The 23,288-nt window shown below is 54.0% G+C and carries 18 protein-coding genes; 6 read left to right on the forward strand and 12 right to left on the reverse strand.

Going from position 1 to position 23,288, the window contains the following annotated elements; all coding sequences use genetic code 11:
• Positions 1-3: 3 nt before the first annotated feature.
• From BMY63_RS08780 to BMY63_RS08810, 7 genes are all read right to left on the reverse strand, one after another.
• Entirely contained in the window at positions 4-615 is a 612-nt protein-coding gene (locus BMY63_RS08780; RefSeq protein ID WP_091900934.1) for a polysaccharide deacetylase family protein, read from the reverse strand.
• 12 nt (positions 616-627) lie between these two features.
• The gene (locus tag BMY63_RS08785; protein ID WP_091916029.1) at positions 628-4,035 is read right to left on the reverse strand and encodes a glycosyltransferase family 117 protein; all 3,408 of its coding nucleotides are present in this window, start codon (positions 4,033-4,035) and stop codon (positions 628-630) included.
• Positions 4,036-4,128: 93 nt separating this feature from the next.
• The gene (locus BMY63_RS08790) at positions 4,129-4,581 is read right to left on the reverse strand and encodes a YqaA family protein (RefSeq protein ID WP_091900932.1); all 453 of its coding nucleotides are present in this window, start codon (positions 4,579-4,581) and stop codon (positions 4,129-4,131) included.
• Positions 4,572-5,498: a hypothetical protein gene (locus BMY63_RS08795; RefSeq protein ID WP_091916031.1), complete on the reverse strand. Its 927-nt coding sequence runs from the start codon at positions 5,496-5,498 to the stop codon at positions 4,572-4,574. The genes BMY63_RS08790 and BMY63_RS08795 overlap by 10 nt, the downstream gene beginning before the upstream one ends.
• Before the next feature lie 3 nt (positions 5,499-5,501).
• Positions 5,502-6,770, reverse strand: a complete 1,269-nt coding sequence (purD, locus tag BMY63_RS08800) for a phosphoribosylamine--glycine ligase (protein WP_091900930.1) — start codon at positions 6,768-6,770, stop codon at positions 5,502-5,504.
• Between the two features lie 33 nt (positions 6,771-6,803).
• Positions 6,804-8,966, reverse strand: coding sequence for a S9 family peptidase (locus BMY63_RS08805; protein ID WP_091916033.1), 2,163 nt, complete (start codon positions 8,964-8,966; stop codon positions 6,804-6,806).
• Positions 8,953-10,488, reverse strand: a complete 1,536-nt coding sequence (locus tag BMY63_RS08810; RefSeq protein WP_091900928.1) for a THUMP domain-containing class I SAM-dependent RNA methyltransferase — start codon at positions 10,486-10,488, stop codon at positions 8,953-8,955. The genes BMY63_RS08805 and BMY63_RS08810 overlap by 14 nt, the downstream gene beginning before the upstream one ends.
• A 203-nt stretch (positions 10,489-10,691) precedes the next feature.
• Here BMY63_RS08810 and BMY63_RS08815 point away from each other — a divergent pair, with 203 nt between their 5' ends.
• From BMY63_RS08815 to BMY63_RS08825, 3 genes are all read left to right on the forward strand, one after another.
• Positions 10,692-11,942, forward strand: coding sequence for a sensor histidine kinase (locus BMY63_RS08815; protein WP_091916035.1), 1,251 nt, complete (start codon positions 10,692-10,694; stop codon positions 11,940-11,942).
• Positions 11,943-12,022: 80 nt separating this feature from the next.
• Positions 12,023-12,799 (forward strand): head GIN domain-containing protein, encoded by a 777-nt coding sequence (locus tag BMY63_RS08820; protein ID WP_091916037.1) that lies wholly within the window; start codon positions 12,023-12,025, stop codon positions 12,797-12,799.
• A gap of 125 nt (positions 12,800-12,924) precedes the next feature.
• On the forward strand, positions 12,925-14,253 hold the full coding sequence (locus BMY63_RS08825; RefSeq protein WP_091916039.1) for an inositol-3-phosphate synthase: 1,329 nt from the start codon (positions 12,925-12,927) through the stop codon (positions 14,251-14,253).
• 1,077 nt (positions 14,254-15,330) lie between these two features.
• Here BMY63_RS08825 and BMY63_RS12465 read toward each other — a convergent pair.
• The 5 genes from BMY63_RS12465 to BMY63_RS08845 all read right to left on the reverse strand — a co-directional run bounded on the left by BMY63_RS12465 (position 15,331) and on the right by BMY63_RS08845 (position 18,055).
• The gene (locus tag BMY63_RS12465) at positions 15,331-15,465 is read right to left on the reverse strand and encodes a hypothetical protein (RefSeq protein WP_256218985.1); all 135 of its coding nucleotides are present in this window, start codon (positions 15,463-15,465) and stop codon (positions 15,331-15,333) included.
• Positions 15,466-15,497: 32 nt separating this feature from the next.
• On the reverse strand, positions 15,498-16,295 hold the full coding sequence (locus tag BMY63_RS08830) for a phosphatase PAP2 family protein (RefSeq protein WP_256218986.1): 798 nt from the start codon (positions 16,293-16,295) through the stop codon (positions 15,498-15,500).
• 173 nt (positions 16,296-16,468) lie between these two features.
• Positions 16,469-17,134, reverse strand: a complete 666-nt coding sequence (locus BMY63_RS08835) for a CDP-alcohol phosphatidyltransferase family protein (protein WP_091900923.1) — start codon at positions 17,132-17,134, stop codon at positions 16,469-16,471.
• Complete coding sequence (locus BMY63_RS08840; RefSeq protein ID WP_091900922.1) at positions 17,131-17,580, reverse strand: GtrA family protein; 450 nt, start codon at positions 17,578-17,580, stop codon at positions 17,131-17,133. The genes BMY63_RS08835 and BMY63_RS08840 overlap by 4 nt, the downstream gene beginning before the upstream one ends.
• Entirely contained in the window at positions 17,564-18,055 is a 492-nt protein-coding gene (locus BMY63_RS08845; RefSeq protein WP_091916042.1) for a phosphatidylglycerophosphatase A family protein, read from the reverse strand. Before BMY63_RS08845 ends, BMY63_RS08840 begins: the two co-directional genes overlap by 17 nt.
• A gap of 162 nt (positions 18,056-18,217) precedes the next feature.
• On the opposite strand from BMY63_RS08845, the gene BMY63_RS08850 reads away from it, so the two are divergent.
• From BMY63_RS08850 to BMY63_RS08860, 3 genes are all read left to right on the forward strand, one after another.
• Positions 18,218-20,758 carry a DUF5686 family protein gene (locus tag BMY63_RS08850; RefSeq protein WP_371113582.1) on the forward strand — a complete coding sequence of 847 codons (2,541 nt, stop codon included), beginning with the start codon at positions 18,218-18,220 and terminating at the stop codon, positions 20,756-20,758.
• Positions 20,759-20,776: 18 nt separating this feature from the next.
• Positions 20,777-21,415 carry a response regulator transcription factor gene (locus BMY63_RS08855; protein WP_091916046.1) on the forward strand — a complete coding sequence of 213 codons (639 nt, stop codon included), beginning with the start codon at positions 20,777-20,779 and terminating at the stop codon, positions 21,413-21,415.
• Between the two features lie 131 nt (positions 21,416-21,546).
• Positions 21,547-23,172: a S41 family peptidase gene (locus BMY63_RS08860; RefSeq protein ID WP_091916048.1), complete on the forward strand. Its 1,626-nt coding sequence runs from the start codon at positions 21,547-21,549 to the stop codon at positions 23,170-23,172.
• The last annotated feature ends 116 nt before the right edge of the window (positions 23,173-23,288 follow it).

A 23,288-nucleotide genomic window follows, 5' to 3' on the forward strand; every position in this document is an offset into this window, starting at 1 on the left:
CGACTAAGGGAAGACCTTGAAGATGTAGCCCTCTTCCTTCAGCCACTGAAGACTCTCTGGTAGGGCCGTACGAAGCTTATCTATCGATTTCAGGGAGTCGTGGAAGGTGATGATAGAGCCATTGCGGGCGTAGTGCTTCACGTTGTTCACCACATCCTCTGCAGTCATCCACTTAGAATAGTCGCGTGTCACAAGATCCCACATGACCACCTTGAACTTCCTGCTGACCCATGCGTACTGACCAGTGCGCATCCAACCATGAGGCGGACGGAAATAGCGGCTCTTGATATAGGCGTTGGCCTTCTCGATATTGTAGTTGTACTCTTTGATGGTATGACGGAACCCACTGATATGGTTATGGGTGTGGTTGCCTACCTGATGACCTTCTGCAACGATCCGCTCATACAGGTCGGGATATTTCCGTACGTTGTCGCCCACCATAAAGAAGGTGGCCTTGATATCAAACTGCTTGAGCGTATCAAGGATGAAGGGGGTGGCCTCTGGGATAGGACCGTCGTCAAAGGTCAGATAGACTGCCCTTTCACGACGGTTCATCCTCCAGAAGGCTTTGGGATATAGCCAGCGGAGATAGATGGCTGGTTGTTCTATGAACATGCTGGTTTCCTCTTAATATTCGAATCTGCCACCCTTGGCATGGAACTGCTTGGTGAGCTGCTGGATACGCAGATCCATCTTCTTAGCCTTCTCGCTGTCGATGGTCTCCTGCACTTGCAGCAACTGTTCTGCGATATAGAGCTGTATCAGACAGTCGTGCTGTGAGCTCTCGAAGCGCATGCCGTCGAGCGAGTAGTACCATGTCAGATACTGCGACGCTTTCTTCCACAGGATGTCGATCAGCTGCTGGGCTTTCTTGTCCTGACCTGTCAGCGCATAGCCGCGTGCCAGATCGAGCGAGCCGCTCTGGAAATCGTGTGGCACATTATAGTCGGGGATCGCCTTCTCGCTCTTGGCGAGCACCTCTTTGGCCTTCTCGTCCTGTCCCTCCTGAATCAGGTTCAAGGCCAGGGAGGCCATCAGACGGCGGTGGGTGTAGCACATACGCATGACGGTCTCGTCGAGGTAGATACCTGGCTGCTCGATGCCGCCGAATTTGAACTTCTTCATCACGTTGTTATAGGTCTTCTCTGTGTCGAAGTTCTTCGCTCCTGGCGCGTTCGTGGTGAAAGGCGTGATGCGGTTGGCAAGACCCTCCTGTACGAAGTTGTCGCCCAGGTTCATATAGTTCTCAGAACCTACGGTGGTGGCTACGTAGATGGGACGAGTCCAGTTGGCATTGGCGATGATCTCGAGCATCATCAGGTCGCCTTTGTAGAGCGCGCCCTTTCCTTTCAACGAGATCACCATGCGGTCGGGGATGGAGTCGCTGGCCATCATCATCTTACTCTTACGCACAGCCTCCTTGTCGATGGTCACATAGATGGTATCGGTGGGGATGACGTGGAACTCTTTCTCCTTGGCGCGTACCCAGTTCTTCAGGATGTTCTTCAGCTCGAAGGGCTCGTCGCCAAACTGCTTGCGGGCTGCCTCAGGCTGCTCACGATAGAGCTGGAGCACCTGTTCCTTGAGCGACGGGTCTACCTGTACATATTCGTTGGTGCCTGCACAGTATTCGAGACGGTTCCATGTGATAGGTAGTGATGGCGAGTTGTATGCAGGACGGACCATCTGGTCGATGTACCAATCTGTCTGCAGATAGGAGAGGTTGCAGACACGGGCATCCGTGCGTACACCCTCCGTATCCTGGTTATACCACAGGGGGAAGGTGTCGTTGTCGCCATTGGTGAAAATGACGGGGTTACCTTCTTCCTGGAGCGTCATCAGGTAGTTCTGTCCGAAGTCACGGCAGCAGTAGCGACCAGAGCGGTCGTGGTCATCCCATGTCTGGGAGGCCATCTGGATGGGGACGATGAGGCAGACGATACCTACAATAGCGGCGATGATGGTCTCTCCCTGTTTACCTGTCAGCTGGAGCTTTCTCGTGAGCCAGTTGATGATGGCGGCCACACCCATACCGCACCAGATCGCGAAGGCATAGAACGAGCCTGCATAGGCGTAGTCGCGCTCGCGTGGCTGCATAGGTGTCTGGTTCAGGTAGATGACGATGGCGAGTCCTGTCATGAAGAAGAGGAAGAACACCACCCAGAACTGGCGGATGCCGATGGGGTCGTCCACCGTCTTCTCCGTGCCGTTGACCATCTCCTTGCGCCTGCGGGTGTACCATGCCTGCCAGAAGAGGCCGAGGAGACCCAGGATGAGCGGCATGCAGTAGAACACGTTATGACCCTTGTTCTCCTTCAGGTCGTCAGGTAGCAATGACTGGTCGCCCAGACGTACGTTGTCGATGAAGGGGATACCAGTGATCCAGTTACCGTGCTCCAGTTCTCCGTTGCCCTGGATATCGTTCTGTCGACCAGCGAAGTTCCACATGAAGTAACGCCAGTACATGAAGTTACACTGGTAGCTCAGGAAGAATCGGATGTTCTCCAGTTGTGTGGGCATCTTCACGGTCATGGGTTCGCCGCAGCGGTCGTAAGGCACTTCCGTACCGTCGACACCGCCCATCCATGACTCGTAGGCTGAGGCATGACCTGCATCATACATACGTGGGAAGAGCATGTTCTGGGCGTATTTGTATTCATCCTTCGTACGTACCACGAAGTATGAGTCCTTCTCATTGGCCGATGCCTTCTCCTTACGTTGGTAGACGGGCTTGCCCTTCGACATGACGGGCCGACAGTACTGACCGTCGGTAGTCAGGGCCACCTGTGAGGTGTAGGCCTGTCCGTAAAGCAGTGGGCGCTGTCCATACTGGTCGCGTCCGAGGTAGTCGCCCAGAGTGAAGATATCCTCTGGCGAGTTCTGGTCCATCGGCGGGTTAGCCGAGGAGCGGATCACAATCAGGGCGTATGTCGAGTAGCCGATCATCAGCATCAGCATACAGAGTAGCGTGGTGTTCTTGATACGTGCGCTGATGAGGGCGACCTTGTCTCTCTTCATCTGCAGGACGAACCACAGGACTGCCAATACGATGACGCCGATGATGAATGCCGACCAGCCCCAGCCGTAGAACGGGATGCCGAGCATACCAACGGCCAGCAGGAAGGCGATGTTCTGTATCTTCAGACTGTGCTTCTGGGTCTGTGTCTCGTAGACGGCCCAGATGACGCAGGCGACGAGCAGGATAATATAGATGATCTCACCAGTATTGAACGGTAGGCCGAGGGTGTTGACGAAGAACAGCTCGAACCAGCCGCCTACGGTGATAATACCAGGTACGACACCATACAGCACGGCTGCCAGGATGACGAGCGAGATGGCCAGTGCAATCAGCGAGCCCTTGAGGTTGGCATTCGGGAATCGGCGATAGTACCATACGAGGCCGATGGCAGGCACACACAGTAGGTTCAGCAGGTGTACACCGATAGAGAGTCCTGTCATGTACATGATGAGAATCAGCCAACGGTCTGAGTGAGGCTCGTCGGCATGGTCGTCCCATTTGAGGATCAGCCAGAATACAACGGCCGTGAAAGCAGAGGAGTAAGCATAAACCTCGCCTTCGACAGCAGAGAACCAGAACGTGTCACTGAAGGTGTAGATCAATGCTCCCACAAGACCAGAGGCCTCGATGGCTATCATCTTGGGCAATGTCAGCTCATTCCAGTTGCTGATGAGCAGACGACGTGTCAGATGGGTGATACTCCAGAACAGGAACAGGATACAGGTGGCCGAGAGCAGGGCGCTCATCGTGTTCACCATGCGTGCCACTTGAGTGGCGTCACTGGCAAACTGCGAGAAGAGGTTGGCCGTCAGCATGAAGAAAGGAGCCCCAGGGGGATGGCCGATCTCCAGTTTATAACCTGTTGTGATAAACTCCGGACAGTCCCAGAAGCTGGCTGTCGGTTCGATCGTAGAGCAATAGACGACGGCTGCTATCAGAAATGTGAGCCATCCAAGCACATTGTCCACCAGTCTATAGCTGGCACGACCGTTTTGCTCTGCAAAGAATTGTCTCATATGATTGATTTCTTGTTTTATCGTTTATTCATAAAATTACGGGCAAAGGTACGAATTATTATCGAAAATATAGAACGGATACTGATAATTAACTTACATAAACAAACCAGCGCCCTCGATCAGGAGGATATAGCGGAATATCTTACCCAATGTGATGGCTATGAACGTGATGACGATGTTCGAGCGCATCAGTCCCAATGCGATGGTGATGGCACTGCCCAGCACAGGCAGGAATGCGAAGAAGCCCATCCAGGCACCGCGGCCTGCCAGCATGCGATGCGCCTTCTCCAGACTTTCCTTCTTCACGTGCAGGTATCTCTCTATCCATTCCATCCTTCCCATCCTTCCCACGCTGTAGTTGAGGATGCTGCCCAGCACGTTGCCGATAGTGCCATAGACCATCAGTCCCCAGGGGTCGAGTCCTGTGGCCATCAAGCCTATCATGACGGCCTCACTGGAGAACGGAAAGAAACTGCCAGCCAGGAAGGCCGCCAGTAGCATGCCCCAGTAGCCGTACTGGCTCAGGAAGGTGATGATTACATCCATAGACAGTAGACGGTGAGTGCCAGTACCACAGCGACGATAGTGAGGAACGCGATGTTGGTCACCTTAGTGGAGGTCAGTGCCACGAAGTGTCCTATCAGCGGACTGGTCGTGATCAGCAGGACGCGTATCATGAGATCGTAGAGTTGAGGCTGTAGCGCCAACAGGAGGATGGCCACCGTTCCCAACAGGATAAAGCTATAGTACAACTGACGGGTTCTGATCTTATCACGTGAACTGGTGCGTACGAAGTGCACTGTCCCCGTGATGCCCAGTCCCACCATCAGGACGAAGAACAAGATTCTCGGCAGCGACAGCACTGTATAGTCGATGGGGAACATCACATCGCCGAGAGCAGCGAAGTGTGCCCCTGCTAACGGCCACCCTTCCTCGCCCAGGAAGAACAGCCACGCCAGCATGAACCAGTAGGGCGCGATCAGTCCGAGAATGGATGCTAGGAACGTGCGCCAGCTCATGGAATAGAGATGCCATGCCATGATGATCCAGTAGGCAGGCAGCAGATAGACGACGTGGATGTCGATGACGCTAGCCAGTCCGAGACAAAGGAACGCGTAAAACGTCCAGCCCGTCGACACCTTGTCCTGATAGCATCTGAACAAGGTAATCAGCGACGCGATGAGGATAAGTTGTATGGCGGCTCCTGCCGTTGAGGGAAACAGGAAGACAGCCGCGCACGACAGCATGACGAATGCCGAGGATACCGAACGACTGTAGATACGAATCAGCACGTTGATGTTGGTAAACTCCAGCATGAGCAGTGCCGCCACGTTGAAGAGGGCGAACTGTAACCACCACTGATGCTGTATGAGTCCTGCCAACAACCATACCAACGCCCCGTAGATCATGGTGACGGGAAGGGTATAGCGGCTTCCTGCTATCTGGTTCTGTAACCGTTTCATGGTCTACAGGTCGGCTCCGATGTCACGACGGAAATACTTGTCTGTAAATTGTATCTTCTGTGCTTCCTCGAAGGATTTCTGCAATGCCTCGGCCTTGTCCTTGCCGTATGAAGATACCGCGATGACGCGCCCACCGGCAGTCACCACCTGTCCGTCCTTCATGGCCGTGCCGCTGTGGAAGACGATAGAGCCTTTCACCTGGTCGATGCCCGTGATGGGATAGCCCTTCTGGTATGCCTGCGGATAACCGCCGCTCACCATCATAACACATACGGCCGAGCGCGGATCAAACTCGATGGTGCGCTGGTCGAGGTTCCCTTCGGCCACACCCTCGAACAGGTCGACGATGTCGCTCTTCAGACGGAGCATGACGCTCTCCGTCTCAGGGTCGCCCATACGACAGTTGTATTCGATGACCATTGGCTCGCCCTTCACGTTGATCAGTCCGAAGAAGATGAAGCCCTTATAGTCGATATGCTCAGCGGCCAGACCCTCGACGGTAGGACGGATGATACGGTCCTCCACCTTCTGCATCCACTCCTTGGTGGCGAAAGGTACGGGGGTGACGCTGCCCATGCCGCCAGTGTTCAGACCTGTGTCGTGCTCACCGATACGCTTATAGTCCTTAGCTTCGGGTAGTATCTTATAGTGCTGTCCGTCAGTCAGTACGAACACAGAACATTCGATACCGCTGAGGAACTCCTCGATGACCACCTGTGCCGAGGCTGTGCCGAACATACCGCCCAGCATCTCCTTCAACTCTTTCCTGGCCTCCTCGAGGGTGGGGAGGATGAGAACACCCTTACCAGCGCAGAGACCGTCGGCCTTCAGCACGTAAGGTGCCTCGAGCGTCTCCAGAAACCGCAGTCCCTCCTCCAGATGCTCACCGTCGAAGGTCTGATAGCGGGCTGTAGGGATGTTGTGACGCTGCATGAAACCCTTAGCGAAATCCTTCGAGCCCTCGAGCACGGCACCAGCCTTCGAAGGACCTATCACAGGCACGTCTTTGGTGCGCGGGTCGTTCTTCAGGTCGTCGTAGATACCCTTTACCAATGGATCTTCAGGACCTACCACCACCATGTCGACGCGCTTCTCTGCCACGAACTGCTTGATGGCCTCGAAATCATCGGCCTTCATGGCGATGTTCTCGCCGCAGTCAGAGGTGCCCGCGTTGCCTGGGGCGATATACAGTTTCTCACACTTGTTGCTCTGAGCGATTTTCCATGCTAAGGCGTGCTCACGTCCGCCACTTCCTAACAATAATATCTTCATTTTACTATAAACTATCAACTACAAACAGGCAGACTACTTCAGGTAGTCCTCGAAATACTGGGTGATGCGCTCATGTAGATGAACACTGGCGTGGCCGCGCATATTATGCTCCTCACCAGGGTAGGCGAAGAAATCGAGCTGGGTGCCGGCCTTCACGCAAGCGTCGAGGAACGACAGGGCATGCTGAGGCACCACCGTGGGGTCGTTGTAACCCACAATGATCTGCAGTTTCCCTTTCAGGTTCTTCGCCTGTGGGATGAGGCTGCAGGTCGCATAGCCCTCAGGGTTGCTCTCAGGCGTACCCATATAGCGCTCGCCGTACATCACTTCGTACCATTTCCAATCGATAACAGGTCCGCCTGCCACACCCACCTTGAACACATCCGGGTAGTGGGTCATCAGTGAGATGGTCATAAAACCGCCGTACGACCAACCATGTACGCCCAGACGGTCGGCATCGACATAGGGCAGGCTCTTCAGGAACTCCACACCCTTCATCTGGTCTTGCATCTCCACCTGTCCTAAGCGGTGGAAGGTCGCCTGCTCGAAGTCACGTCCGCGATCCTCCGATCCCCTGTTGTCGAGGATGAAGAGCACATAACCCTTCTGTGCCATGTACGTCTCCCACGAGCGACTGTACCAGTGCCATGAGGCCTCGACGTTATGGGCGTGCGGTCCGCCGTATACGTAGACCACCGTCGGATATTTCTTCGCAGGGTCGAAGTCGGCTGGCTTCACCATGCGGTAGTAAAGGTCCGTTACCCCATCGGCCGCCTTGATGCTTCCGCATTCGAAGAGCGGCTGCTGGTAGCCTTTCCATGGATCCTCGGCAGCGAGCAGTTGGTAGCCCTTTCCTTTAGCTGTGGCTATCACCTCGATGTTCCGCGGGATGTCGGGAGCCGAGTATTTGTCGACCACCTGTTCACCTGCGGCAGAGAGCTGGGCCGACTGCACGGCGCCGATGCCTTTGTCGAGTAGGGTGCGCTTACCGTTGGCTACGTTCACGCTGTAGATGTTTCTCTGTAGCGGGTCTTTCTCGTTGGATATATAGATAATGCTTTTGCCTTTCTGGTTGAATCCCAGTACGTCAGTGACCACCCAGGGACCAGTGGTGAGCTGTTTCACCTCCCGTCCTTTGGTGTCGAACAGATAGAGATGGTTGTAGCCGTCTTTCTGACTCTGCATAACAAACTTCGTGTTATCCCATGGCAGGAAACTGATGGGATGCAGCGGCTCTACGTATTTGTCGGATACTTCGCGATACAGTTCACCGAGACGCTCACCTGTCACGGCGTTGTAGGCTACCAGACGACAATCGTTCTGTGCTCTGTTCAATTCGAACATATAGATGGTCTTGGCATCGGGGCTCCACGCGATGTTCGTGAAGTAGCATGCCTCTCCAGTTTCCTCCGAAGAAGGCGTCTTAAGGTAGATGGTCTTGTGGGCAGCTGTATCATAGACGCCGACGGTCACCTCGTGACTGGTCATACCAGCCATCGGATATTTGTCGGGCTCATAGGTCGCCGTCCTTGGGAAGATATTCACCTGTGGATAGTCCGTCACCATCGACTGGTCCATACGGTAGAAAGCCAGCCGTTGTCCGTCAGGACTCCAGAACGTGCCCTTCTCGATACCGAACTCATTACGGTGTACGGACTGTCCGTATACGATCTCCCTGCTGCCGTCATCGCTGATGTGACAGGTCTGTCCTTGTCCGTCAGTGACATAAAGTTGGTCGTCGCTCACATAGGCCACCGCTCTGGACACCTTGTTCCAGTCGGCATACAACTGTCCCTTGCTGTCCTGTCGCCATGCCACGCTCTTCTTCTTGAAGTCGTAGAGCACACGCTCCGTACCGTTGTCCAGAAGCACAAGCGACTGGTCCGGATAAGGATAGCTGGCATTCATCGCGCTGTGGAACGTGATGCCGTTGTCGGCTGTGATCTTGTTGATCTCCTCAAGCGTGAAGAGCACTTCCCTATTGCCTTTGGCATCGATGGAGCCGCCCTCCTCAGCATCCTGATACATCAGCTGCTCGCCCCACCATGTCAGCCACATGTTCTTGGGTAGCATGCGACGGTAGTTCGTACCTCCGAAGTTCAGGTCCTCAAGGGTGAATAGTTTGTCTTGTGCACTCATTGTTGTTGCGACTGCCAGGAGCAGAGCCATGGTCAGCAGTTGCTTAATCCTCGTCATCGTTGAATCTCCTTTTCTTTCCGAAATCTTTGCCTTTGCCGAATGAACGGCTCTTACCGCTGCGGTCGAAACGCTCATGACCACCTCTGTTCGGACTGCTCTTATAGCCGCCCTTGCGGTCTCTGCGCTCTTCGCGGTCCTCACGGCCACCCTCCCTGCGACTTCTGCGCTCATTACGCTTGTCGTTTTCCAGGTCGTGACGGTGGAAGGTGAACGAGCGGATATCGCTCTCCTCGTTCTGCTCAGTCTCCTCCAGACGCTGCTTGAACTCACGGTTCTTCTTGAAGCGGTGCTTCTCGGCCATCTGCCGTTTCTCGTCCTCCGTCTTCACGACACCGCCCTCCTGACGGAAGTTCTTCAGTTTACCGTCAAAGATCTGGTATTTGCGGAACTCGCACTCCAGCGATCCGTTGTAGAGTGGAATCTTGATGCTGGGTTTCAGGCCTATCTGGTCGAAGCACTCCTCACGATAGGAGAGCACCCAGGCGTCGTTGTTCAGGAACTGGTGCTTCAGTCGTTCGCCGATCATCTTATAGGTGCCCAGCAGATCGGGCGTTGAGATACGCTCGCCGTAGGGTGGGTTGGTGATGATGATGCTTTTGTTGGCAGGCTGTGTGAATGCCTTGAAGTCCTGCTGCTTCACGGTGATGACGCTGGTCAGTCCCGCCGCTTTCACGTTGAGCAGGGCCGTGTTCACGGCCTTCATGTCGATATCGTAGCCGTAGATATGGTGGTTGAACTCACGCTCCTGACTCTCGTCGTTGTAGATGCGGTCGAAGAGCTCAGAGTCGAAGTCGGGCCATTTCTCGAAAGCGTATTCTTTCCTGAACAGACCAGGAGCCATGTTCTTGGCGATGAGGGCTGCCTCGATGAGCAGTGTGCCCGATCCGCACATTGGGTCGATGAAGTCGGTGTCGCCCTGCCATCCCGACATGAGGATCATGCCGGCGGCCAGCACCTCGTTGAGTGGTGCCTCCACGCTCTCCTGACGGTAGCCTCTGCGATGCAGCGACTCACCGCTGGAGTCGAGACTCAGCGTACACTTGTCCTCGGCCACGTGTATGTTCAGGCGAATGTCGGGGTTTGCCACCGAGATGTTAGGCCGTTTGCCCGTAGCCTCGCGGAACTGGTCCACGATGGCATCCTTCACCTTGTATGACACGAACTTCGAGTGGCGGAACTCCTCGGAGAACACCACTGCATCGACGGCGAAGGTCTTCTCCGTCGTCAGGAATTCTGTCCAGTCTATTTTCTTGATTTCCTCATACACATCATCAGCGCTTCTTGCCTTGAAGTGGCGGATGGGTTTGAGAATTCTGATTGCGGTGTGCAACTGAAAGTTGGCACGATACATCATTTCCTTGTCACCAGTAAACGAGACCATTCGTCTACCAATCTTCACATTGTTAGCCCCCAGTTGGGTCAGCTCCTTCGCCAGTACAGGTTCCAGTCCCATAAACGTCTTGGCGATCAGTTCCTGCTCATCTGTGTGAGCAGGGTTTGCTTCATAATTCTGTTTCATGATTTCTTAGTACCTTGTCGCGGTCCGGCATCACTTCCGTGACCGTTTTGGGAATTCCGACTGCAAAGTTAATACAAGTTAATGGAAAACAGCGCATTTTGTTTGTTAATTATTAAAAATAGGAGGAAAATAGTAAAAATCGTCGTCGAAAAGTGATATTATTCGAAATTAAGTTGTATTTTTGCGAAGAATAACTTAAAACTATGCTTAGAATGCTGCTGATGGTCTCCTGGGAAGACATGTACCTGTACCCCCTGGTGTGGGTGGTAGGAATCCTATTGTTTATCGCTTTGGTCATTGCCGTGTTCGTTCAGCTGCGTACGGGCAAGAAGATCCGTAGTGAGCTGGCTGAGCTGGAGAAGGTGCGTCAGGGCAATATCGAGTACGAGTTCATCTTGCGCGCCATGAAGCTCTGCACATGGCATATCGATGCTGCCAGTCGTACGCTCACCATCGAGAGCGACTTCCGTGAGGGACAGGACAATTATGTGCCGGCTCCCGACACCCCTGTCGAGATCATCATGGCCATGGTGGGCAGAGCCGACCGTCAGCGTGTGCGTGTGGCCCTCGACGACCTCTGCACGGGTCGCAGCACCTCCTATCATGAGCAATATCAGGTGAAGACCAGTATCGCAGGACTTACCTATTGGGAAGAGAGCTACGGCACCGTCGTCGAGCGCGACGAGGAAGGCAACCCCTCACGAATCCTGGGCGCCACGATGCGCATCGACCGCAGGAAACAGTTGGAAGAGGCTCTTATTAGTGCCCGTAACAAAGCCGAGGAGAGCGACCGCTTGAAGACGGCCTTCCTGGCCAATATGGGTCATGAGATCCGTACGCCGCTGAATGCCATCGTAGGCTTTGCCGATGTATTACCGATGGTCGATAATGCCGAGGACCGTAACCATCTCATCCGCGAGATACAGAACAACAACCAGAAACTGCTGCGCGTCATCGACGGACTGGTCAGTATGTCGAAGGTCGAAGCCGAGGGACAGAGTCTGGTGCGTTCGCAGACGGAGCTGAACGCCCTTCTGCGCCGTATCGCCGACCATACGGCTCCCGTCGTCGACCGTACGGCCGTGGTCGTGGCCACCGAGTTCCCCTATGCCGAGCTGATGCTCACCACCGATGTCTCCAAGCTCACCGAGATCATCAACCACTTCATGCAGAATGCCGTGAAGTTCACCGAGAGCGGTAGTATCACCCTGGGCTACGAACTCCAGGACGGCGAGCATGTACGTATCTGGGTGCGTGACACAGGTAAGGGCATCCCCGAAGAGGACAAAGATCGTATCTTCGAGCGTTTCGTCAAGCTCGACGAGTACGTGCCAGGTACGGGCCTCGGTCTGGCCATGGCCAGGACCTATGCCAAGAGTCTGGGCGGCACCATCGGTGTGGAGACGCGTCTGGGACATGGTTCCACGTTCTGGGTACGTCTGCCTCTGATGTGATGAAAATAAACGATGTGTCTTGCAACTTTTCCGACGCCGCCTGCGTCAAACATACAAAGTAACCCCTAAAAGAGAAAGAAATGAAACAAGTAAGAATACTACAGGTCAGTGCATTGCTGCTGATGGCCATGAGTTTGAGCTCATGCGTAGAGGTAACGAGGACACTGGCGTTCGATGGCAAGAAAGTCGTGGAGACCAGAAACCTGAAGGGCTTCGAGGAGATAGAGATCAGTGGCTCGCCCACCGTATATTACACCCAGGCCGACACCTTCTCCGTGCGGGTCGAGGGTAAGGCAGATGCCGTGGAGCGTATCATCACCGAGGTCGAATACGGTACCCTCCGCATCCGTAACCGCAGTAAGGTGGGCCCCGTCAATGTTGTCATCACCACAGGCTCACAGCCCGTTATCCACGTCACCTCGCCCGACCTTGTGGGCATCTATTTGAAAGGTTCTGGCGACTTCATCAGCGAGCACCGCATTGATACCGACATCATTAATGTCGACCTGCGCGGTTCTGGCGACGTTGATATCTACGACTTGCTCTGTGACCGTTGCCATGTCGAACTCGTCGGCTCTGGCGACGTCGATATCCAGCGCCTTGAGACCCAGGCTACGACGGTAGAGCTCGTCGGCTCTGGCGACATCGACATCAGGCAGCATATGGTGGACACCACATCGCTCTTGCTGAAGGGCTCTGGCGACATCAAGGTCGACTTTGCTGACGGCTGCAACAGTGCAAACTGTGAACTGTATGGCTCTGGCGACATCGAGCTCAAGGGAAGCCTGCGGCATCTCTCCAGTCAGAAGCGTGGCTCTGGCGACATCGACATCGACAAATTGTATGTTGGAAAATAAATTTCCCGAAAAAGTTTTGGTTTCTCATAATTATTGCCTATCTTTGCCGTGTCAAAGGTGGGCAATAACCTTTTAAGGTCCTTGTTATGCTGAATTAACCAAACGTAAAACAAAGATATTATAAAATGGTAAAGACAAATGTGAAGCCAGCAGAAGGAAAGCTGGGAATCTTGGTGGTGGGCAACGGTGCTGTCGCCACTACGTTTATGACAGGAGTCCTGATGACCCGTAAGGGGTTGGCAAAGCCCGTGGGGTCGATGACCCAGTACGATAAGATCCGCATCGGTCGTGGTGCCGACAAGCAGTATCTGCCCTACAAGGATATCGTTCCCCTCGCCAAGCTGAGCGACATCGTCTTCGGATGCTGGGATGTCTATCCCCAGAATGCCTACCAGGCTGCCATGTATGCCGAGGTGCTCAAGGAGAAGGACATCGAGCCTGTGCGCGACGAACTGGAGAAGATCGTGCCGATGAAGGCCGCTTTCGATAAGAACTACGCCAAGCGTCTTGACGGCGACAACGTGAAAGACTGCAAGACCCGTTGGGAGATGGTCGAGGCGCTGCGCGAGGATATCCGTAGCTTCAAGCAGCAGAACGGCTGTGCGCGCATCGTCGTGCTCTGGGCCGCTTCCACCGAGATATACGTGCCCGTCGACGAGCAGGTGCACTACCGCCTGAGCGACCTCGAGGCCGCCATGAAGGCTGACGACCGTGCCCATGTCGCCCCGTCGATGTGCTATGCCTACGCCGCCCTGAGCGAGGGCGCCCCCTTCATCATGGGCGCTCCTAATACCACCGTCGATATCCCCGCCATGTGGGAGTTGGCCGAGAAGACCCGTATGCCGATTGCCGGCAAGGACTTCAAGACCGGACAGACCCTCGTGAAGTCGGGCTTCGCCCCGATCATCGGCACCCGTTGCCTGGGTCTCAGCGGCTGGTTCTCCACCAATATCCTCGGTAACCGCGACGGACTGGTACTCGACGAGCCCGCCAACTTCCGTACCAAGGAAGTGTCGAAGCTCTCCACCCTTGAGACCATCCTTAAGCCCGACGTGCAGCCCGACCTCTACGGCCATGGAAACGACGAGGATACTCAGTACTATCATAAGGTACGAATCAACTACTATCCCCCGCGCAACGACAACAAGGAGGGATGGGACAATATCGATATCTTCGGATGGATGGGCTATCCCATGCAGATCAAGATCAACTTCCTCTGCCGCGATTCCATCCTCGCTGCGCCGCTCTGCCTCGATCTCTGTCTGCTGAGCGACCTGGCCGCCCGTGCCGGCCGTTACGGCACGCAACGCTTCCTGTCGTTCTTCCTCAAATCGCCCATGCACGACTACACGCAGGGCGAGGAGGCCGTGAACCATCTCTACCAGCAGTACACAATGCTGAAGAATGCCATCCGTGAGATGGGCGGCTACGAGGCCGACGAGGAGATTGACTAAGAATAATAAAAAAAATAAACAGGAGTAAATAGTAAACAATACAATTTTGTTGGAGAGGGGTGGACTCGTGAGAGCCTGCCCCTTTTTCTTTTTCTGTCTCTGAGCCAGTTGTGTTATTGGTGTCTGCTTTCGCGTTTCTCCGTTTGCAGCTGTTGTTTTTCCTGTATATTCTTGCGGGTCTCAGATAAAAAATGATGTTGATAAGAAAAAAAACGGCTCAAAACTTGTGTACTTCAATTGTTTTGAGTATATTTGCAAACGAGAAGAGAGATATTTGGAGTTTAGAAAATACTGTTAATAATACTTATTGTAAGATTAATGTTTACATTTCATGATTGATGAAAGGGCTGACTCGTGAGAGCCGGCCCCTTTTATTTATGCCCCTTGATCCCGTCGACGGCGGTCCCTGAGCCTGTCGAAGTGCGCCCCAAAGCCTGTCGAAGGGCGCCTCCAATCCCGTCAAAGGCGGTCCCTGAGCTTGTCGAAGGGCAGTCCCCAAGCGGCCTCTATGATAATCCCTTCCTCCATGATCCTTGAGTGCCTCCTGCGCTTGTCGAAGGACAAGCCGAAGAGCGTGTACCCAACTCCTCCTCTTCGTTTTGTCCTAGAAAAGTGCCTAAAAAAGTGTTCGCCTAAAGTTGCAAACTAGAAAAACGAGGGGGCCTCTTTTGTTCCTTTTAGTCCCATTACAATGAACTTTTGGTCCACTCGGAATAGAGAAAGGCCCTACTCCGGGTACCCCCGCCTCTTTACAGTCAAAGAGATGATCTCCACAACCGTAAGGAATGGCACTTACGAGAGAAGGAGATAATCTCTTATAGGGTATAGGGATTATCTCTTACACTCGTAAACCCTATCTCCACGACTCATAGACCCTATCTCTTTGACTGTAAAATCCTACCCTCTATGCTGTGGCAGTATAACGTATTCGCTATCAGTTATATACGAAAAACCGTCCATAACTCGTGTGTACGGTGCTCATTATCATGTTCCTGATCACCACGCGAGTTATGAGCGGTCGTTTGTAAAGATATATCGAAGGGTATCTCTAATGAATTCTGTTACAGATGAGGCTTCCTAATCTATAAGTCCCCATTCGCCGCTGATGCAGAGAAAACCTGTTGGGCTCGTGTTGACGGTTTGCATCGATGGCTTAGCGTACTGTTGCTTCTTCTTTGAATCGTTCAAGTTAATGTTCTGATTCTTTTTCATTGTGTGAATCTGTTTGTTAATGGTTAGTAAATCTAATTATTGTGTGGTGTCCCTTTGACAGGCTCAGGGACAGCGATGTAGCGGACATAGCGGTGGAAGAAACGGGTGACGGGAGGGATGCGCAAAAGCACCCATTCGAAGAGGGCGATGCCTACCAGGGCACAGGCGATGCCTAACAGCACATCGATGATGTAGTGGTGGCAGGTATAGACGGCCGTGGCCCAGATGCCCACCGTGATGATGGCGAAGACCACCAGGAGGGTCTTGCGCTGGCGACTGATGACGGCATAGACGAACGCGATGAGCATATAGGCGGCGTGCAGTGAGGGCACGGCGGCGAAGATGTTGGCATTCTTACTATACAGACCGTCGAAGACGTAGAGGCCGGTGAGGTCCTGGAAGCGCGACAGACCGGCGACGTTGCCGGGGGTGCTGAGGATGGGCTCGAAGCCGTAGTTGAGCACATACCAGGGTGGTGCCGCAGGGTGCACGTAGTAGAAGAGGAATCCCAGTAGGTTGACGAACAGGAAGGCGACGGCGAAGCGCAGGTAGTGACGGCGCTGGCCACTGAAATAAAGCCACAGGCCGAAGGCGATGGGCACGGGCACCCAACAGAGGTAGAAGAGACCGGCCAGCAGATCGGCCACGGACCAGTGGTGGGCGTTGAAGTACTCGCCTGGGATGAGGCACTGACCGTCAGCGGTGATCCCGAAGAGAGCACGCTCGGCCTCGTAGAGAGGACGGGTGTCGATGGGGTTCACCTCGTAGTTGGGTACGAGTCGCATCCAGTCGTAGGAGATGCCGAAGAGCACGAAGGGCAACAGGGCCACGGCCAGGCGGCGCGTGGCGGGGGCGGCGAAGAACAGGACGACGAACAGACCCGTGATGAGCAGGTGCTCGGGGCGCAGGCCGATGAACAGGCCAGTGGCTGTCAGGAACAGCAGGGCGAGCACCACACAGGTGAGCGCCTCACCACGGGAGAGACTATGTAGGTCGAACCACTTCATGCTTTCTGGTGGTCGCGCTCGTTCAACACTCGGTAGCAGTGGGCGATGCGCCAGAAAGCCGTGATATTGGCCAGGATGGCGATGAGGTACATGGGTACGATGAGCAGCCACAGCGGATCGAACGACACACCGTCGGCGCAGCAGCCGCAGAGTAGGGCACCGACACTTGTGACAACCACGCGCTCGGGACGCTGCATGAACCCTACCTTACACTCGATGGCGAGGCCCTCGGCACGGGCACGCACATAGCTCACCATGACGGAGCCTACCATGGCCGCGAAGGTGACGACACCGCTCCATACATAGCCGTTGAGTAGCAGGTAGATAGCGATGCCGAACAGGGTGAACAACTCGCTGTAGCGGTCGAGGGTGGAGTCCCACAGGGCACCGAAGGTGCTCTGCATGCCTCCCACGCGGGCCAGACGACCGTCGATCATGTCGAACAGGCCGGCGAAGAGGATGACGGCTCCGCCCCAGCCTATTAGATTGAGCTGCTGCGGTGCATAGACGGCGGCATAGATGAACAGGGCCGTAGCCAGCAGGTTGAGCAGCAGACCGACGAAGGTGATGATGTTAGGGGTGATGTGCAACTTGATCAGGGCGCTGATGAGCGGGTTGATCACATGGTAGATCACTTTCTGAAGGAAGTCTCTGTAGTTCATGCTTGTATGTCTTGTTTGTTATATGGTCTTCTCTTGATACGGTCGATGAGGTGGGTGTCGCGGTAGACGAAGAGCCGCTGCAACTGGTAGTTCCACAGGAACCCCACGGCCACGGCCACCACCAGTTTGGCATAGACGAAGTGCTGACCTGACAGTTCGGTAAGCAGATAGGTGCCAGCGGTGTTGAGCAGGATGCTGCCCGTCCACACCAGGAAGTACTTACCGGCCACGTTGCGTTTCTTCAGGCCCTCGGCATGGAACACCCAACGGTAGTTGGTGATGCAGTTGACCACACCGCCGCTCAGTGCGCCGAGAAAGGTGGAGTAGAGATACCACACCCCGCATACCTCGGCCAGGAACAGCGACACGCAGAAGTCGACTGCCGAGGCCAATTGGGCCGTCAGTTGCGCTTTACAGAAGGTCCAGAGCTCACGACGTATAGGCATAGGTGATCAGGATGATAAGGCCCAGCACAAGGGCGGAATAGAGGCCTGCCGCCACATCGTCGAGCATCACCCAGAGCGCACCGCGACGACGGTCGAGGCGGCGGATGCCGAAGGGCTTGACGATGTCGAAGACACGGAACAGCAGTAGCGCTGCCAATGCCCACCACAGGCGGTAATGGGGATCGGCTGCCAGCAGCAGGGGGATCCATACGCCTACCATCTCGTCGACGACCACCCGACTGGGGTCGTCGCCCCAGAAGGGCTGCAGACGGGCTGTGGCCCAGGTACCGAGAACGGTGAACAGAACGACGAGCAGGGCTGTGACGACGGTGAGAGCAACGGGACTGAGTACTGAGCCCAGCGCCCACCAGATAACGGTGGCTACCACGGCACCAGCCGTGCCAGGTCCCCACGGCCAGAAGCCGGCTCCGAAGCCTGTTCCGATGATGACGGGTAGTAATGGCGGTTGCTTCATATAGTTTGCAAAATTACGATATTAATTTGAATTATGTTCTTTTCAGGCATAAAAAAATATAAAAATGGCAAAACTATTTTGAGTATCAGCGTTTTTTAGATGGCGATTGTGTACCTTTGCACCTTGGTTGTAAATAGGTATATGATTTTAGTGGACAGAAGATTGAAGAACAAAAGATTTTTACTGATTATAGTGCTGCTGATGATCGTCGTGGGTATGCGGGCCCAGATCACGGGTGAGATACTCGATGCGACGGACGGTGGACCTGTGCCTTACGCCAGTGCTGTGTATCGCGGTAAGGTGGCCGTGCCGAGCAATGCGGAGGGCAAATTCAAGATTGAACGTCACAACGGATGGCGACTGACCATCAGTTCGGTGGGCTATGTGTCGCAGGTGATCACCATCACCTCGAGCACACCCAATCACCTGGTGATACGTCTGAAGCCCGACACAAAGAAACTGAAGGAGGTGGTGATCAACTCCAAGCGGAAGTCGCGCTACAGTAGGAAGAATAATCCGGCCGTGGAGCTGATGCGGAAAGTGATCGCTGCCAAGAAGAAAAGCGATCTCAGGACGCACGACTACTACCAGTATAACCACTACGAGAAGATCACGCTGGGACTGAACGACCTGAAGCCAGAGGCTATGGAGACGGGTATGTTCAAGAAGCACCCGTGGCTACTGAATCAGGTGGAGATGTGTCAGTATAACGACAAACTCATCCTGCCCGTATCGGTGGAGGAGAAGGTGTCGCAGAAGCTCTACCGCAAGGATCCGCATACGGAGAAGACCATCATCAAGGGTGAGAACTCCTCAGGTGTGAACGACTATTTCCAGACGGGTGACATCCTCACGTCGGTGCTGAAGGAGGTGTTCACGGACATCGATATCTACGAGGACAACGTACGACTGTTCCAATATCCCTTCACCAGTCCTATCGGGCGTGATGCCATCGCCTTCTACCGCTTCTATATCACAGATACTCTCGAGATCAGCGGCGAGCGCTGCATACAGCTCGACTTTACCCCTAACAACCAGATAGACATGGGCTTCCGCGGACAGTTGTTCGTGCTGGCCGACTCGTCGTACCAGGTGAAACGCGTGAACCTGACCATCCCCAAGACCAGTGAGGTGAACTGGGTGGATAATCTGCAGTGCTTCCAGGAGTATAGCAAGTTGCCTACGGGCGAGTGGGTGCTCTCTGTTGACGACATGATCTGTGAGCTTCAGGTGACGAAGTCGCTCGGAAAGGTGGTGGTGATACGCACCAACCGTCGTACCGACTTTGCCTTCGACGAGATTCCTAAACAGTTGTTGCGCGGCAAGCGCACGGAGCTGAAGGACGCCTATGCCGAGATGCGGGGCGACGACTTCTGGAACGAGTACCGACAGGTGGAGCTCACTAAGGGCGAGAACGACATGGATCAGTTCGTGAAGAACCTGTCGAACATCAAGGGTTTCAAGCTGGTGGTCTTCGGCATCAAGTCGCTCATCGAAAACTTCGTCGAGACGGCCAACCCCAGTAAGGTCGACATCGGACCAGTGAACACCATCGTGTCGCAGAACTTCTACGATAAGCTGCGCCTGCGTGCCAGTGCCCAGTCGACGGCCTTCCTGCATCCGCACCTCTTCTTGAAGGGTTATTACGCCTATGGCTTGGAGCATCATCAGAACTACTATGGTGCCGACATCACATGGACACTTAACAAGCCGGGATACCTGCCCCGTGAGTTCCCGCGACAGGCCTTCTGCTTCAGTACGATGCGCGACGTGGCCATGCCTAGCGATAAGTTCATTCGTACGGACAAGGATAACATGTTCACTTCATTCAAGTGGAGCAAGGTCGACAAGATGTTCCTCTACAACCGTCAGCAGCTCAGTTTCGACTTCGAGCAGGAGTTTGGCACCTACTGGTTTGCCAACGTGAAGACGGAAGAGGTGGCACCCATTGGCAATATCGCCCTTGAACGACTCTCCGACCACCGCCAGCTCGGACATATCCGTTATACGGAGGCGACGGTGGGATTCCGCTATGCTCCTGGCGAGAGCTATATCAACACGAAGAAGCACCGTTGGCCGCTGAACCTCGATAACCCCGTGTTCCGTCTCCAGCACACGATGGGCTTCAAGAACGTGCTAGGGGGCGAGTACAAGTACAACTTCACCGAGGGTGAGGTGTACAAGCGTCTGTGGCTGCCCATGAACTGGGGAAAGTTTGATGCGCGCATCAAGTTCGGCGCTCAATGGGACCGCGTGCCCTATCCGCTGCTTATCATGCCTGTGGCCAACCTCTCGTATATCCTTGAGGACGAGACGTTCAACCTCATCAACAATATGGAGTTCTTGAATGACCGCTATGCCTCGGCCGAGATACGATGGGACCTCAACGGAAAGATATTCAACCGCATACCTCTGCTGCAGCGCCTGAAATGGCGCGAGTTCATCGGCGTGAAATGCCTGTGGGGGATGCTCACGGATAAGAATAACCCCTACCTGGCCGAGAATCAGGGCAGTGACGTGCTTATGATGTTCCCAGAGGGCTGTTATATCATGGACAAGAACCGTCCCTACTGGGAACTGTCGCTCGGTGTGCATAATATCTTCAAGATCCTGCACGTGGAGTATGTGCGGCGACTGAACTATCTCGAGTTGCCGACGGCCCACAAGCATGGGGTGAGACTGACCTTCCGTGCCTCGTTCTAAATAACAACCATCAAACATATGCAGATCGTATTAGCAGACAACCAGGATATCACAAGGGCAGGACTGATGTACCTGTGCGACAGTCTTGACGCCACATGGAAACAGGCGACGGACAAGACGGAGCTCATCGAACGACTGAAGCAGGCGGGCGATGCCGTCGTAGTGCTTGACTATACGCTCTTCGATATTAACGACATCGAAGAGCTGGAGATCCTGCACGAGCGCTTCCCGCAGGTGCACTGGATATTGTTCAGTGTCGACCTGTCGACGGAGTTCGTGAGGCGTGCCATAGCTGTGAGCACCCGTTTCAGTGTGCTGATGAAGGAGTCGCCCCTGCAGGAGATCAGGGAGTGTATACAGTATGCCATGCGGCGGCAACGCTATATCTGTCAGCGTATGACGGAGATCCTGCTGACACCTGTGGTCAGTCACTCGTCGGAGGATGTGAAGCTCACACCCACGGAACTGGAGATTCTGAAGGATATAGCCCTCGGCATGACCACCAGGGAGATTGCCGAGAAGCGCTTCTCGAGCTTCCATACGGTGAACACACACAGAAAGAACATCTTCAGGAAGATCGGCGTGAACACGGTGCACGAGGCCACGAGGTACGCCCTGAGGGCTGGTCTGGTCGACGCTGCCGAATACTATATCTGACGCGTCCGCCAGAGAAGTTTCTGGACGCTGGTCTGTGAAAAAATCAAAAAAAACAGGGCTTTGGGGTTTGGGTTTGATCGTTTTCTGGGTCTAAAAGACAGACAAGATGATTAAACTAACAAAGAAACGATATGAATAACGTAAGACAGAGCAGACGTGCCCTGCTCCTGCTGACTATGCTGTCGGCAGCGACACTCGTGCAAGCACAATTACCCAATGACTCTATCGTAGCGGATTTCCGCTGTTTCGTTCATCAACTGGAGACCACGCACCCTGATCCCTATACGAACTATGGCGGTAAGGTGTATTTCCATCGGGCTGCCGCTGAGACGGTCTGGGATCTGGAACAAGACAGTGTGACGAATAGTGAGGAACTGTGTTGGCGTATCAGGGCTTTCCTCGCACCGCTGAGGGATGGTCATACGCAGATCTACTATCCAGGGCGACAGAGTTTTGACAGACTTGTTCCCATCCGTTTCAAGGCGGCCGGCGATGGTGTGATCGTCAGTCGTCTGCCTCGGGAATACCAGCACCTGATTGGCAGCAGACTCATGGCCATTGAGAACATCCAGACGAAGGTGCTGGGCGAGGAGATGCTGAAACTGTACCCTGCGGAGAATGAGATCGGCAAACTGGCGAACATCTGTACGCGCGGTCATCAGCCTGTGGTGCTCGGCAGGATCATTCCAAATCTTCGTCAGGATACCATCACCTATCATCTGATGAGTCCGGAAGGAAAGGTTGTGCGACTGCCATTGGCGCTCATCCCCGTTGAACAGTGGAAGGAATGGTATAACGTGAAGCCAACACTAGACCATCGTTTCCCAACGGATAATCTGGCTTTCGCATTCGTGGACAAGCAGAAGAACACGATGTACTTCCGCGCGAGCAGTATCATGGCTCGTGACAACATAGAATATATGCGTCAGACGGGGATGGACTTCTACGACGACCTGAAATACTGCTATGATAACGTGTTCCATCAGAAGATGCCTACTGACACCCTCGAGGCCATCTCCAGTATGCCGTCGTTCTCGGAGGAATTTGAGAAGATGCTCCTGCAGATGAAGCATCACCAGAGCGAGAACCTGATCATCGACCTGAGAGGCAATGGTGGCGGGTGGACGCCCATCACGCTACCCACACTCTATCAGCTGTGGGGCGACGACTATCTGCAGAAAAACTTCCAGAACTATTTCTATCGACTGGTGTCGCCACTCTATCTGCAGAAGATCAACATGACGCTCGAACAGTTCAATGCCGAGAACCATGCGGACTACGAGTATGGTGACTATACCTTCTTTGAGAGCGACGAGGAAACACAAGCGGTGACTGACGAGCGACGTGCGCAGTTCGTTAAGAGTTGCATGAGCAGTGTGAAGAACAAACTCGCCAAGCAGAACGGACGACCTGTTTATACCCCCAAGCAGGTGTATGTGCTGACTGATGCCAACACGTTCAGCGCAGCCTTCCATTATATGTTCTACCTATGGAAGATGGGAGCGAAGATCGTGGGTGTTCCCAGTGGTCAGGCTCCAAACACCTATATGGAGGTGACACACTTTTCTCTTCCACGGACGAAGCTCGAAGGGTCGATATCCAACTCCATGCAACTGTTCCTGCCTGCCAACGATCCGAACGCCAAACAAGTAATACCTGATATCCTGATAACCTGCGACGATTATAAGCGTTATCATTTCGACAACCAGACCGAAGTGCTCTATCTGCTCGACTATATCAGATCACAGGTAAAATAGGTCTTTTGTGGTCAGGGGGAACAAAAAAACCAAGAGTGTCTCACGACAGTCTTGGCTTCCATGTTTTCTAACTAACTTATTATCAACTATTCATTACTCTTGTGTTTGTCTTTTCC

Source organism: Prevotella aff. ruminicola Tc2-24, assembly GCF_900110895.1.
Taxonomy (GTDB): domain Bacteria; phylum Bacteroidota; class Bacteroidia; order Bacteroidales; family Bacteroidaceae; genus Prevotella.

Excerpts from the sequence above, each read along its gene's own strand:
- BMY63_RS08835 (WP_091900923.1), bottom strand. The coding sequence starts at position 17,134 with ATGAACTACAGAGACTTCCTTCAGAAAGTGATCTACCATGTGATCAAC.
- BMY63_RS08825 (WP_091916039.1), top strand. The coding sequence starts at position 12,925 with ATGGTAAAGACAAATGTGAAGCCAGCAGAAGGAAAGCTGGGAATCTTG.
- BMY63_RS08815 (WP_091916035.1), top strand. The coding sequence starts at position 10,692 with ATGCTTAGAATGCTGCTGATGGTCTCCTGGGAAGACATGTACCTGTAC.
- BMY63_RS08790 (WP_091900932.1), bottom strand. The coding sequence starts at position 4,581 with ATGGATGTAATCATCACCTTCCTGAGCCAGTACGGCTACTGGGGCATG.
- BMY63_RS08840 (WP_091900922.1), bottom strand. The coding sequence starts at position 17,580 with ATGCCTATACGTCGTGAGCTCTGGACCTTCTGTAAAGCGCAACTGACG.
- BMY63_RS08805 (WP_091916033.1), bottom strand. The coding sequence starts at position 8,966 with ATGACGAGGATTAAGCAACTGCTGACCATGGCTCTGCTCCTGGCAGTC.
- BMY63_RS08860 (WP_091916048.1), top strand. The coding sequence starts at position 21,547 with ATGAATAACGTAAGACAGAGCAGACGTGCCCTGCTCCTGCTGACTATG.
- BMY63_RS08855 (WP_091916046.1), top strand. The coding sequence starts at position 20,777 with ATGCAGATCGTATTAGCAGACAACCAGGATATCACAAGGGCAGGACTG.
- BMY63_RS08785 (WP_091916029.1), bottom strand. The coding sequence starts at position 4,035 with ATGAGACAATTCTTTGCAGAGCAAAACGGTCGTGCCAGCTATAGACTG.
- BMY63_RS08780 (WP_091900934.1), bottom strand. The coding sequence starts at position 615 with ATGTTCATAGAACAACCAGCCATCTATCTCCGCTGGCTATATCCCAAA.
- BMY63_RS12465 (WP_256218985.1), bottom strand. The coding sequence starts at position 15,465 with ATGAAAAAGAATCAGAACATTAACTTGAACGATTCAAAGAAGAAGCAA.
- BMY63_RS08810 (WP_091900928.1), bottom strand. The coding sequence starts at position 10,488 with ATGAAACAGAATTATGAAGCAAACCCTGCTCACACAGATGAGCAGGAA.
- BMY63_RS08795 (WP_091916031.1), bottom strand. The coding sequence starts at position 5,498 with ATGAAACGGTTACAGAACCAGATAGCAGGAAGCCGCTATACCCTTCCC.
- purD (WP_091900930.1), bottom strand. The coding sequence starts at position 6,770 with ATGAAGATATTATTGTTAGGAAGTGGCGGACGTGAGCACGCCTTAGCA.
- BMY63_RS08845 (WP_091916042.1), bottom strand. The coding sequence starts at position 18,055 with ATGAAGCAACCGCCATTACTACCCGTCATCATCGGAACAGGCTTCGGA.
- BMY63_RS08820 (WP_091916037.1), top strand. The coding sequence starts at position 12,023 with ATGAAACAAGTAAGAATACTACAGGTCAGTGCATTGCTGCTGATGGCC.